Origin of the sequence: Paenibacillus baekrokdamisoli, assembly GCF_003945345.1 — a bacterium.
GTDB classification, from domain to species: domain Bacteria; phylum Bacillota; class Bacilli; order Paenibacillales; family Paenibacillaceae; genus Paenibacillus_Z; species Paenibacillus_Z baekrokdamisoli.
Window position 1 is genome coordinate 1,244,883 of sequence record NZ_AP019308.1, and the last position, 13,461, is coordinate 1,258,343.

General features: G+C 45.3%; 9 protein-coding genes. 8 read left to right on the forward strand and 1 reads right to left on the reverse strand.

Annotation, left to right across the window (positions count from 1 at the left end; genetic code table 11):
- Window positions 1-81: 81 nt before the first annotated feature.
- The 8 genes from EKN16_RS05320 to EKN16_RS05355 all read left to right on the forward strand — a co-directional run bounded on the left by EKN16_RS05320 (window position 82) and on the right by EKN16_RS05355 (window position 11,691).
- Window positions 82-1,824, forward strand: coding sequence for an extracellular solute-binding protein (locus EKN16_RS05320; protein WP_125654313.1), 1,743 nt, complete (start codon window positions 82-84; stop codon window positions 1,822-1,824).
- Window positions 1,825-1,934: 110 nt separating this feature from the next.
- Window positions 1,935-2,840, forward strand: coding sequence for an ABC transporter permease (locus tag EKN16_RS05325; protein ID WP_125654315.1), 906 nt, complete (start codon window positions 1,935-1,937; stop codon window positions 2,838-2,840).
- A gap of 13 nt (window positions 2,841-2,853) precedes the next feature.
- On the forward strand, window positions 2,854-3,732 hold the full coding sequence (locus EKN16_RS05330) for a carbohydrate ABC transporter permease (protein WP_125654317.1): 879 nt from the start codon (window positions 2,854-2,856) through the stop codon (window positions 3,730-3,732).
- 41 nt (window positions 3,733-3,773) lie between these two features.
- Window positions 3,774-4,916, forward strand: coding sequence for an aminotransferase class V-fold PLP-dependent enzyme (locus tag EKN16_RS05335; protein ID WP_125654319.1), 1,143 nt, complete (start codon window positions 3,774-3,776; stop codon window positions 4,914-4,916).
- 15 nt (window positions 4,917-4,931) lie between these two features.
- Complete coding sequence (locus EKN16_RS05340; RefSeq protein WP_125654321.1) at window positions 4,932-5,975, forward strand: zinc-binding dehydrogenase; 1,044 nt, start codon at window positions 4,932-4,934, stop codon at window positions 5,973-5,975.
- Window positions 5,976-6,031: 56 nt separating this feature from the next.
- A complete protein-coding gene (locus tag EKN16_RS05345; RefSeq protein WP_125654323.1) occupies window positions 6,032-7,039 on the forward strand; it encodes a Gfo/Idh/MocA family protein in 1,008 nt (335 codons plus the stop codon).
- Between the two features lie 15 nt (window positions 7,040-7,054).
- Window positions 7,055-9,001 carry a DUF4838 domain-containing protein gene (locus tag EKN16_RS05350; RefSeq protein WP_164522683.1) on the forward strand — a complete coding sequence of 649 codons (1,947 nt, stop codon included), beginning with the start codon at window positions 7,055-7,057 and terminating at the stop codon, window positions 8,999-9,001.
- Window positions 9,002-9,027: 26 nt separating this feature from the next.
- Complete coding sequence (locus EKN16_RS05355; protein WP_125654327.1) at window positions 9,028-11,691, forward strand: hypothetical protein; 2,664 nt, start codon at window positions 9,028-9,030, stop codon at window positions 11,689-11,691.
- A 75-nt stretch (window positions 11,692-11,766) separates the two neighbouring features.
- Here EKN16_RS05355 and EKN16_RS05360 read toward each other — a convergent pair whose 3' ends face one another.
- Window positions 11,767-13,392 carry an S-layer homology domain-containing protein gene (locus EKN16_RS05360; RefSeq protein ID WP_125654329.1) on the reverse strand — a complete coding sequence of 542 codons (1,626 nt, stop codon included), beginning with the start codon at window positions 13,390-13,392 and terminating at the stop codon, window positions 11,767-11,769.
- Between the last annotated feature and the right edge of the window lie 69 nt (window positions 13,393-13,461).

Below are 13,461 nucleotides of genomic sequence, written 5' to 3' on the forward strand. Positions count from 1 at the left end.
CATATGAAAAAGGTCGTACATCCATTATTCTAAAAACTGTAAGCGCAAACAAATACATTGAAAATAAAGGGAGGATTTGAATTGAAAGCATCTCGAAGAAAAATCATGTTAATGGTAATGACTTGTTGTGTTATGTTGATCGCGGCTTGCAGTTCGGGAACTTCCACCCCATCTGTTAGCAAATCAAACAACAGCCCGGAGAACACCTCGAGCGGCACGAATGAGACTACGGCACCCCCGCAAGAGGAATATGTGATTAAAATTCTTACTCAAGATAACAATCAGATTAAAAGAAGCGATGAAACAAAAATCGGCAAATTTATTAAAGAGAAATTTAATATAGTATTCGATTTTGTTCAGACACCTGGCAATTACACAGATAAATTGAATCTAATGCTGGCCGGTGGAGATTATCCGGAAATCATCAAGATTCAGGACAATGCCACGTTCGATAAATATGTACGTGCTGGAGCTCTGCTGCCACTGGATGATTTTGCGAAAAATTCACCGGATTTCGCCAAAATGTTCAACGTGCAAATTCCATTATGGAAATTGACTGCTCCTGACGGAAAACTTTACAAGTGGGAGGGCGGTGTGCCGGTTGATTTCAAAAATTATGTCGAGGTTCTTGATATCGGAGTTCGAACCGACGCTCTGAAGCAGCAGGGCTGGCCGAATTTGCTGTCAACTGATGATTACATCAAATTCCTCAAGCAGGCATTGAAGGATAATCCAACTACAAACGGCCAAAAGACGCTTGGTATGATTATACCTTTCGCTGAGCCTTGGGGAATGCAGGGAATTTCCACCATCATGTATGAGAAGGGTGGAAGGTATACAGCAGCTGCAGGGAATATGGGGGTCATCTGGAACCAGGTGGACAAAAAATTTGAAGACACTATGACGAACGAGTATGTGAAGGAAAGCTTAGGCTTCTTCAACAGGCTATATCGGGAAGGAATACTCGATAAAGACTCTTTCACAGATAAATACGATCAATTTGTTGAGAAGCTCAATAGTGGCAGGGCATTGTCATCTTGGTATGTAGTATGGGGGCTGTCAACAGCGAACCAAGGATTAATCGATGCTGGGCATCCCGAAATGCAATATATCAACATGCCAGTTCGCAGTATGAAGCAGATGGAACGGAACGAGAAACGTCAAATTCGCGTGGAGGATACGCGGCCATTTGATATCTACGCCATTACTAAAAATGCCAAGCATCCGGAGAGATTTAAGGAACTGCTGGCATGGGGAGCGACTGAGGAAGGTAGAATCTTGCTTCAGTCCGGGTTCGAAGGAGAAGAATATACGATTGTTGATGGTAAGCGTGTACCGACCGAAGCTTATAAGAAGACATTGACTGACGCGGATGCACAAAGAAACGTAGGATTCGGATTGTTCAATTTCTTGGGTAATGTGTTGACGAACGGTCAGGATGGGGTTCCTTACACTATGGGCTTCGATCCGAAAATTCAAGACGAATTAGGGCTGACAAAAGGAATGAGAGAAGCCTATAACGCATTGGGCTGGGAGAGCTCAAAGGATTATTATCTGAAGACCGGAGAAGTAGCCAATACCGGAATTGCTGGTACAGTCTCTATTGACACCACATCAGATCTTGGTGCCCTGCATCAGAAGATGGTCGATTTCCGTGTCAAAAATTCAACTAACTTGATCATCAAGCCGCAGAATGATGAAGAATTCGAGACCTTATATCAATCCATCATCAGTGATTACCAAAAGCTGAAGCCGGAGCTTGTAGTCAATGAATACAACCGAATCTATCAAGAAAAGCAAGACCAGCTCAATCAACTGAAATAAGAGGAAAGTAAGAGCTTGAGGATGGTGGGAGCAATGGATATTTGGATCGACAATCGTTTTAATCTCCATTGTTCCTCTTCATCTCTTCCGAGTTGTGGAAAGGAAAATTTATGATAACAAAAATCGTCAGACAACGATATTTATATGCCATGCTTATACCGGCTGTTTTGATCGTATTTACTTTCTCGTATGTTCCTTTGTTTGGCTGGGCGATTGCATTTGTTCATTATAAGCCCGGTTTTCCCTTGTTCACTTCGGAGTGGTCAGGATTGCAGCAATTCAAAGCGTTCTTCACGGAAACGAAGGACTATGTTTACCTGCTGAGAAATACACTTTCTATTAATATAGGTGCTCTAATTGCCAATTTAGGAACGGCTTTTCTATTCGCGCTTCTAATGAATGAAATCCGACTGCGGTTCTTCGGGAAGCTGATTCAGACCGTTACTTTTTTTCCCTTTTTCATATCGTGGATCATTATTTACTCGCTCTCAAGTGCGCTGTTTGCTACCTCTTCAGGAGCGATCAATGAGACTTTAGTGCAGTGGGGGTGGATCGACGGAGGCATCAATGTGCTTGGGGATCCCAGGTATTCGTGGGTTTTTATTATCCTAATTGGTGTTTGGAAGTATTTGGGTTATAACAGTGTCATCTTTATTTCATCTATTGCCTCGATTCCCTCTGAATTCTATGAGGCCGCCGAAATAGACGGAGCTAACCGATTTCAGAGAATGTGGTACATTACTGTACCTAACTTAATCCCGACCCTAGTTGTACTCCTAATCTTAAACAGTGGATGGATACTCAATTCCAACTTCGAGCAGTTTTATCTGTTCACCAATACGACGAACTGGGAGAAGATGGAGGTTCTCGATATCTACATCTACAGATATGGACTGCAATTGCTTAATTATCCTTACGCGACTGCGGTTGGCATCATGAAGACGGTTGTAAGTCTCTTTATCATCGTTTTAGTTAACACCATTTCCAAAAAAACAACAGGGAAAGCCATATTCTAGATAGGAGAACAAGATGAAGGAACGAACGATAAGCGGCACTCTATTCGATATCGGCAATTTTTTGTTTATGCTGTTCATTTTGTTACTTATGGTATTTCCTTTCGTTTATATTATCAGTTATTCCCTAAGCAGCCCGAATATGCTGAAGGGTGGGCTCGTTCTACTTCCAGCAGGATTCACATTTGATTCTTACACAAAAGCGCTTGGAGATCCAGCCGTTCTGAAAGGTGCTCTTGTGTCTGTGGCACGTGCTGTGATCGGACCTGCAGTTATGCTTTTCTTCACCTCCATGGGTGCATATGCGCTCACGCGCAATGATTTGGGTGGTGTGAAATTTTTTCGCAAATATTTTGTGTTTACACTTTATATCTCCAGCGGGATCATCCCGATGTATTTGTTGATGGGTTATCTTAATTTGAAGGGAACCTTCCTGATTTATATTCTTCCGGGTGCTGTTTCAGTGTTCAGCATGGTACTAATCAAAACATATATTGAAGGATTGCCTAAAGAGTTGGAAGAAGCTGCTGTTGTGGACGGGGCGAACGATTTCAGGCTGTTTTTCCAAGTGATCTTCCCAATTTGCACACCAGTATTTGCCGCAGTTGTATTGTTTGAATGCGTCAATCAGTGGAATGCGTTCATTGATACACAAATCTATAACACGATGTCTCCTAATTTGTACCCATTGCAATATGTGCTGTATAACACGCTGAATCAAATCAACTCACTGGATCAATTGAGAGATCAGGGGCAAAAGCAAATGAGCGCTATTACGCCACAAACCTTCAAGATGGCCATTACAGTCATTACGGTTTTGCCAATTGCGTGTGTATATCCTTTCCTGCAAAAGTATTTTATTAAAGGTTTATTGGTTGGATCAATTAAAGGCTAAAGTCAGTGGTCATTCTAATTATAAAGACGAGGAGAAGCCCTATGAATGCATGGATCAATAAAAAGTCTTTCGTCGGATTAGAAGATTGTACTTGGTTTTACAATGGAGCAGAGGCTCCACCTCTCCAGGGCTGTCTGGATGCCGTAGCTGAATATTTCAACTATAGAGGCAAAGGACCGCATGGGCGTGAAAATAACACGAAAATCGAGCAAGCGTGCAAAGTTAATTTAGCGAGGCTGTTAAACGGCAAACCATCCGATATTGCTTTGTTGTCCAATTCTTCGGAAATAATCTCTATGATCGCTCAATCGTTTGCGTTTAATAAAGGCGATAATATTGTGATCAACGATCTGGAATTTCCTTCAGGTGTTCTTCCGTGGGTATTGTTGAAGCAGCAGGGTCTGGAGGTTCGTGTAGTTCATCATAAGCAATGGCAGGTCACCGTTGATGACATCATGGAGCAAGTGGATGAGCGTACGCGATTGGTTATGACAAGTCATGTAAGCTATTTGAGCGGGGCTAGACTAGATTACCGTTCCTTATATGCGCAGCTCAAGAAGACCAATGCACTCCTATTACTCGATGCGACACAGTCACTTGGTGCAGTTCCGGTTGATATGAATGAAACTGATTTTGTGGTGTGCAGCTCCTATAAATGGCTTCTATCCTTGCATGGCATGGGTATTCTCGGAGTAAACCAAGCAAGAACAGCAGAGTTTCAGCCGCGTGCAATAGGTTGGAGAAGTGTTCACGATATGTTTGGCTCAGAGCGTTTTGAATCGGTCAAGTTTCATGAAGATGCTCGCCGCTTCGAACTGGGTTATCCGAGCTATGCAACTGTCTATGCGACCCGTTTCTCAACGGATCTGCTGTTGGAGCATGGAATCGATCGGATTGAGCAGCATATTTTGAAACTTGGCAGCAAGGTCATTGACCGGCTTCTGATTTGTGGTTATGAAGTGATGACGCCGAAAGATCCGGACAACAGAGCAGGAAACATCAGCGTCGTTGCCAAAGAAGGAGAAGCGATTGCTCGTTATTTAAGCGAGCATAATGTTTATGTATGGGGTGGAGACGGACGGTTTCGGATATCCATTCATGTGTTCAACGATGAAGAGGATATAGATAAGCTGTTCCATGCACTGGAATCTTTCAATAATGTTCGTGAATCAGCCATTAAATAGAATGGAGCTACTCAGATGAAAGCGTTAGTATGGAATGCTGCAGAAAAAATGGACTGGGAAGATCGTGAACGCCCCATTCCCCTAGTCAATGAAGTGCTAGTACGTGTTGAGGTTGTCGGGATTTGTGGCTCAGAAATCGAAGGGTATTTGGGTCATAACAGTCTTCGAATCCCCCCTTTGATTATGGGGCATGAGTTTTGCGGGATTGTAGAGCAGGTCGGTAATGAAGAAAATAAAGGGTTAATAGGTAAGAAAATTGTCGTTAATCCCCTTCTCTCCTGCGGAAATTGTGCTAGCTGCTGGAAAGGCATGCCCCAATTGTGCAAGAGCAGAAGGATAATTGGCATTCATAAACCGGGGGCATTCGCAGAGTGGACCAATGTTCCCGTCGAAACTGCAGTTGTAGTTCCTGAAGCGATGAGCTCGTTTCGTGCTGCTCTTGCTGAACCTCTTGCTTGCTCTCTGCGGGCGACTCGAAGAGCGATGGAACGCCATACATTTGCAAATGTAGTCGTCTTCGGCGCCGGCGGCATCGGTTTGCTCTGCGCTAAGATAGCAGCGCTGCTTGGTGCATCGAAGGTCATGATTGTTGATACAAATGAGGAAAGATTGAAGATGAGCCGAAGTGTCGGGATCGAAGAAACAGCTAATGCGCGCGAGGACAATCTTGAAGAGCGGACGAAGCAAGTGTTTGGATCCAAAGGAATCGATGTCGTGATCGATGCTGCAGGCTTTCAATCGACAAGAGATACAGCGATGAAGCTGATTAATCCAGGCGGAACATTCATGAATATTGGTCTTGGGATCGATGAAACGGTACTGCCTATTAATCATTTGACACGTAGTGAAATCGAAATATTAGGATCGTTCTGCTATACGCGTGAGGATTTTCAGGATGCCGTAGATTTACTGACTACTGGCAAAATAACTGAGGAGGGCTGGACGGAGATTCGTCCGCTTGCTGAGGGGGATCAGGCGTTTGCGGATTTGGTTGCTGGTAAGGTGACAAAAGGGAAAATCTTACTGACATCTCAACTCTCTGTCGATTCCTTGCATTAGGGATCACAATATATTCATTCGAAGTTCCGCCGAATTTATAGAGTGGAGGATAACTAATGGGCAAAGTGAAGGTAGGTATTCTTGGTTTGGGCAGATGGGGAATGAACCACCTTGAAGCCTTTTGCTCGCTCGGTCAAGCGGAGGTCGTGGCTGTCTGTGACAGCTCGCCGGAGAAGCTGGAGCTAGCTGGGAAGCAATACGGTATTAAGCAGCTATATTCCAATGTGGATGACCTGCTGCGGAACGATGATATCGATTTGATCAGTGTAGTTACCTTCGAAAGCCAGCATCTGGATCCGACATTGAAAGCGCTTCGCTCGGGCAAACATGTCATTGTCGAGAAGCCGGTAACGACCCGGCCTGAAGAAGCAAGGGAAATGCAGGCTGCAGCAGCAGCAAGCGGCAGTCTGCTGCTACCTGGCCATTTGCTGCGCTTCGACCCCCGTTATGCTGCGATAAAAGAAGCGATTGAGTCTGATAAGATCGGCACTCCGGTGAGCATGTATATGAAGCGGGCCAGGGAGCACTTTCTATTCGAAACCTTTAAGCGAGTGCATACGGTTTACGAGCTGATGATACACGATATTGACTTGGCCATTTGGTATGCCGGCTGCCGGGTCGAAAAGGTAAAGGCTTACGGAAGGACTGTGTCAGGCGCCTCCTCTCCTGAAGTGCTGTGGGCGAACCTAGAATTCGAGAACGGAGCGATTGCCGTCCTGCACAGCAACTGGATGACGCCGGACGCAGCAGGCATTGAAATTGCCGATGCGATAGAAGTGATCGGCAAAAGTGGAACGGCACACTTCGAATCGAGTCATTCGGGCTTGCACATCTGGGATAACGGAGGCAGACTAACGCCTGATATGAATATACATGTGAAGCTTCATGGACAAACAGTAGGAAGCTTGCGTGAGCAGTTGACTTATATTTGCCGTTGTATAGCGCAGGGTGAAGAGCCTTCAGTTATTTCGTTCAATGATGCCGTTCATGGGGTTGAAGTCGCCGACGCGATCGTCGCTTCATGCGAGAAAGGACAAGAAATTGTGCTTGGAAAAGAACGTTGAGAGGGGGAGGATAATTTGTTCCGAGAATTAGACATGCAGCAGGAAAGTTGCGTTTACGTGATTGAACACGATAACCAAACGATCCATTTTGCAGTACAAGAATTAGTCCGTTACTTGGGAGTGATTTCAAGCTGCAGCATGACTTACAAAATGCTAGAAAAGTATGATAAGAGTGAAAAAGGCCTATGGATCGGACTATCCAATGATTTTCTGGCTGATTCACTCTCTGCTCACGAACAAAGGCCGTACGATGATGCGATAAGGATCGATGTATCTCACGGAAATGGTACGATAACCGGGGTTAATCCGCGCAGCGTACTGCTCGCAGTCTATCGCTTTCTGAATGAACTGGGCTGCAGATGGGTAAGGCCTGGAGTGGATGGTGAATATTTGCCGCGAATGGATTTCAGGTCATTCGCCGTAAATGTGCATGAGCGTGCTTCTTATCCATATAGGGGAATATGTATGGAAGGAGCGGTTAGTGTTGAACATGTGACCGATATGATCGATTGGATGGCCAAGGTTGGATTCAACAGCTATTTTATTCAATTCAGAGAAGCCTATCATTTCTTTGAACGATGGTACAATCATTTGAATAATCCGCTGAAGAGTCCTCCTGAAGATTTCAACGTGGAAGCGGCAAGAACATATGTCGAGAGGGCTAAACAAGAGATTCAGAGAAGAGGAATGATCTATCAAGCTGTTGGACATGGGTGGACTTGCGCTCCTTTTGGAATCCAGGGGCTGAGTTGGGAGAAATGGGAAGAAGAGATCGATCCTGAGATCACTCCGTATTTCGCTCAAGTGAACGGCAAGCGTGAATTGTGGGAGGGAATCCCCATTAATACAGAGCTCTGTTATTCGAATGGGGAAGCCCGCGACAAAATGGTCAAGGAAATCGTTCTCTATGCATCTTTGCATCCGGAGGTCGATTTGTTGCATGTTTGGCTGTCTGACGGCTCCAACAATCAATGCGAATGCGAGCGATGTGTTCTTGAATCGCCTTCCGATTTATATGTCAAGCTAATGAATGAATTGGACGAAGCCTTGACGAATCAAGAGTTGGGAAACCGCATTGTATTTCTCATCTATCATGAGCTTCTGTGGCCCCCCGAGAAAGAAAAGATTGTCAATCCAAACCGCTTCGTCATGCAATTCGCACCGATTACCCGCACATACCGACAATCATTCGCGGCGATTGATAGTGTTCCTGATGTTCCACCGTTCTTCAGAAATAAGTTAGATCTGCCGCAAACCGTGGAAGGTAATGTAAGCTTTCTTAATGCTTGGCGGAGTCAATTTCAGGGTGACAGCTTTGACTTTGACTACCATTTCATGTGGGCGCACCAAAGAGATCCCGGCTATGTACAGATTTCAAAAGTATTACATGAAGATATCCGTCATTTGCATCAGCTTGGTCTGAATGGCTTTGTTAGCTGTCAAGTCCAGAGATGCTTCTTTCCAAATGGCATTGCTATGACGGTCATGGCACGAACATTATGGAACAAAGAGATTAGCTTCAGTGATATTGCAGAGGATTATTTTGCAAGCGCTTATGGAAAAGACGGAATGGCATGCTTGGCGTATGCGACGAAGCTGTCTGAGCTTTATTTCGAACTTAATTTGGAAAAGGCATTGACTCGGGAAGATATCGATAGTCAATCCTTATTCTCGAAAGTTTATTCGCTTTTTCATCAATTCGAGTCTGTGATCGAGAGCAATATTCAGCGGGAAAACCAATGTCACGCCAGGTCATGGGAATATATGAAGCTTCACACAGACATCTGGAAGGAGCTGACTCATGGTTTAGAGCTGCTCGAGGGAGAAGATGCCGTCCAAGCTCAGCAATTGTGGGAGGACATGAAGATCAGGTTATGGGAGCTGGAGGACAGCTGTCACCATGTATTTGATGTGTACAATTTTGTGGGTGTGTTTGATGCTGTTTTTTCTTCGAGAAAGTAGTCAGAAAGGATGAAGGAGGACTCATAATGTTACTCGAGTTGCAAGCCAATCCAGACAAGTTAGCGTTGGATTTTCTACATTTCCCTACACGTATGCAGGCTGTCATATGGCGAAATTGGGGTTTGGTACCCGTCGATAGTGTCGCCGAGGTTCTCGGAGCTACAGAAGCAGAAATTAGAGAAGCAGCGCGTGAGCTTGGACTTGAAGGTTCACCAGTGAAGAATGAGGACAAATGGCTTGAAAGAGGATATATTACGATCATTCGCGCGAATTGGCACCTCCTTTCCTTTGAGCAGCTGCTGCAGTTGCTCGGATGGACCGAAGAACGTCTAGCTTTCACGTTGAAAGAGGACGACTTCTTATGGATCAAGCTAGGCAGTATGAAGCCCTGGACGGAGCCAGTCCAATACAAGCCTTTAAGCTCGGAGGAAAGAGTGCGAACTCAGCGTTTAAGAGCAACGTTAGCTGAGCGCTTTGACATGAAAGCGGAAACTTCAACCCAGCTGGAACGGTTGGAACAGCCCTTCGAATTTCTTGATCAATATAAAGTAGAAACGAAACGAAATAGAGCACCTGCAAGGAAAGCGGCTCCGGATGAGCTCAGGCTTGACGTACCCTGGACAATTGCTTGTTCCCAAGGGAATCTAGCTGTGGAGACTTCGATCAAACGATTTGTAACGAAACATGAACAGGCTTGGGGAATCAAATGGAATATTCAACAAAGCGCACATCCATCGACCGCTATAATAGAGGGGCCTGTTATGCGCATCGTAATCATTCCGGATGGAAATCGGTTAGCAGAGAGTCATACGATTTCTGCAGATGCGCTTAGGAATGAGATCATCATCAGTGCCGTTGATGGTGCTGGAATCATGCGGGGGCTGCAGTGGATTGCTGCTCAGATGAATAAATCTGGGGTGCCGTATATCATCGCTGGTGAGTACCGTCGGACGACGAAGTTTGATACGCGCATCATATACTCCTATAGTGCCTTATATGGGGATCCGCTTCTTGAATCTGAATTGAATTCGTTCCCAGTCGATCTCCTGGAAAGATTGTCTGACACGGGCATCAATGGGATTTGGCTGCAAAGCGTTCTGTACAGCTTGGTACCGTGGGCTGCGGCGCCGGAATTATCTGTGGATTGGGAGAGGCGCTTAAACGGGCTTCGTCAGCTGGTAGATCGAGCTGCACGTTACGGTATCGGCGTCTATTTGTACTGTAATGAACCACGTTCAATGCCAGTTTCTTTTTTTGCCGATAAGCCGGATTGGCAAGGGCACACCGAGGATGGACAGGGTATGCTATGCACTTCCCATCCGGATGTCCAAAAGCTGCTCTTCAGCAGCATATTGCATTTATTTCAAGAGGTACCTGGTTTGGCCGGTCTGATTACCATCACCATGTCGGAGAATTGGACGCATTGTTACTCACGTGCACCTGGAGGTCGGACGAATTGTCCGCGCTGCAGCCAACGGTCGGCAGGTGAAGTGGTTGCGGAGGTCAATCGTCTCATCGTAGAAGGTGCAACCCTTGCGAAGCCCGACGCACGAATTCTCTGCTGGACATGGGGATGGTCGGGGTGGACGGAGAATGATATCACCTCTACGATTGGTGCTCTCCCGGATAAAGCGATCGTCATGTGCACCAGTGAAGAGGCGATTAAGACGAATATAGCTGGAATTCCGGGACAGTTAATTGACTACTCGATGTCTGTTGTCGGACCGGGGGAGAAGTCATTGCATAGTTGGCGGACTGCGAACGCCCGTGGCCTTCGAACTGCGGCGAAGGTTCAGTTCAACAATACATGGGAATGCTCGGCGGTACCGTTCCTACCTGTTTTTCAGCATCTTGAAGAGCATTTGAATCGTCTTGACGCTTCCGGGGTCAGCGCTTTGATGCTGAGCTGGACGTTAGGCGGTTATCCTTCACTAAATCTCGAGTTAGCGGCAGAATATTATTGGGACACAGACACGGGAAGCCCAACTAATGCTACGACTGGACTGAGTGAGCTGCTGCGAGGGAAATTCGGCAGCGCAGCGGGACAATCGATAGCTGAAGCTACAGCTGCTTTTAGTCGTGCATTCCGGGAATTTCCATTTGATCTAAACGTCCTGTACACTGCTCCGCAAAATTACGGGCCGGCTAACCTGCTGCATATGAAACCAACTGGATTCGACGCAACAATGATCGGATTTCCGTATGATGATCTTCAGGGTTGGCGCGGGATTTACCCAGAATCTGTATTCGCCAACCAGTTTAAGAAGCTGTCTAGAGGTTGGAAGAAGGGATTACAGCTGCTAGAGAAATCACGCAATTTTGTACTCCCTGAAGCTGAGCGCGAGTTTGGTAACTTAATAGCAGTAGCATCCGCAGCTTATCTTCATTTCCACAGCACGTATTTACAGATCGAATTCGTCAGAACCCGAAACCGATATTTAGCGACGAAACGAGAGGATACACGTCTTAAGTCTTGTCGTAAACTCATCAATATCGTTCGTGAGGAAGCAGATCATGTCCAGCACTTGTATGATCTCGTAATTAGGGATTCCCGGATCGGATTTGAAGCGAGCAATCATTATTACTATACGGTTCAGGACTTGAAGGAAAAGCTGTTGAACTGCAGCTTCATACTTGAGCAGTTACAGCAAGAGGAGTCAAAGGAAGTAAACGTGCAGGTCTATAATTAGCGCTAGGTAATATAAAAAGAAACCTCTGCATTGAAATCAAGCAGCAGGTTTCTTTTTATTTGGAGTGCATTTTACTTATAGCTTTTTAAGCAGGTTAACGATGATTTGTGTTGCTTCGGCACGCGTTGACCATGCTTTCGGCGCAAAACGCCCATCCCCGCGTCCAGAAACAAATCCAAGCTTGAATGCAGCATTTACATCGTCTTTAGCCCACGCAGAGATCTCTTTCGCATCGGCAAAAGCATTCTGCTGCTCAGCGGCTGTTTTGACTCCGGTCTTATATTCATAAGCGTGAACGATGATTGCGGTCATTTCTTCACGGGTAATCGTTTCGTTTGGAGCAAAGATAGAAGCGCTGCGCCCTTTAATAATGCCTGCTTCGTTCGCAGCAGTCACGATTGGAGCGTACCATGCTTTGTCATTTACATCCGCGAAAGAGGATAATCCTGTCGCTTTCAGTCCAAGCCCACGAACTACAAATGCGACAAATTCTGCGCGTGTTACATTAGCGTTAGGCTGGAAGCTGGTATCACTTACGCCATACACGATCTGCTTGGCCGCTAATACTTTAATTGCACGTGCCGCCCAGTGGTTCTCGGCAACATCTGCAAAAGATTTATCAGACTCTAGGACTGCATATCTACTGAAGTGGCTGACTTCTGCAGACATATATCCATCTGCGATCACACCACCTACGTATACAAGCTCACCGTTGTCGGCGATAAAGTAGATGCCAAGCAATTCTAGATCTGCATGATAGTTAACTTTAAGCTTTACCGTAATAGGTTTATTGAATTTCGTAAGCTTCAGTTCCTTGCCTTCCTTCGTGACGATAGACAAGCTGAATTCAATCATGTCTCCGACAGCTGTTACTGTTGATTTTGCTTTATTCGAAGCACTTGTTAATAGACGATTCTTCTCATCCTCTGGAGATTTATTGAATTTGAAGGAAATTTGCGCATCCTCCAATTCATCGGAGGACACCAGATCCTGCAAATCGTTCAGCACTTCAACAGGAATGAATATAGAAAAGTTCATAAACCTCAATTCAAGTTTGTTATTACCGACGATACCAGCCGCTCTCACAGGTAGCAGAACGTTTTTCTTTCCTTCAGCGATTTCAACCACAACTTTACCGTCCTTGTCATTTTTCAAACTTTCCTCATTCACATTGACGGAATCCATATTACTGCCGACGTTTCCGAGTCCAGAATCATTGTTGGGTGTTCCATTGTTCGTAAAACCAACGGTTACACTTTCATCTAACGAGTAAGTTTGATAGTCTAAATTGTGGTCCACTTCTTTAAACGATTTCAATGTCACAGTGGAAGTACCGACTTTCCTGCTTTTAAATGTTAGGGTACTAATGATGAAATCTCCGCTTTCTCCTTTCACATTACCGATTTTAGTATGTGCGATGACGATTTCGTTTCCTCTGATCTTCGGGGATATGGAAAAACCGTCAAGGATTGACTTTGCTTCCACCAGTTCAAGTCGGTCAGGGTCGAATGTAAATCGTGCTTCATAGCCAAATAAATCCTCCATATTTTTCACTATGATGTTCACGGTCACTTTATCATCGGCTAGACTTTTAGCGGTTATCAGGAAGGAAGGGGCGTTCACTGCATTCGCGCTTACAGGAAACGACTGGTGCAAACCAAGCAGAGTAATTATGAGGAGTGTGAATACATTGCGCTTCATAACACTATCCTTTCTGTGGATGCACGCTTGGCGGTATTTTCAGAGCCATGCGTTGTCCGAGAAGTTGTG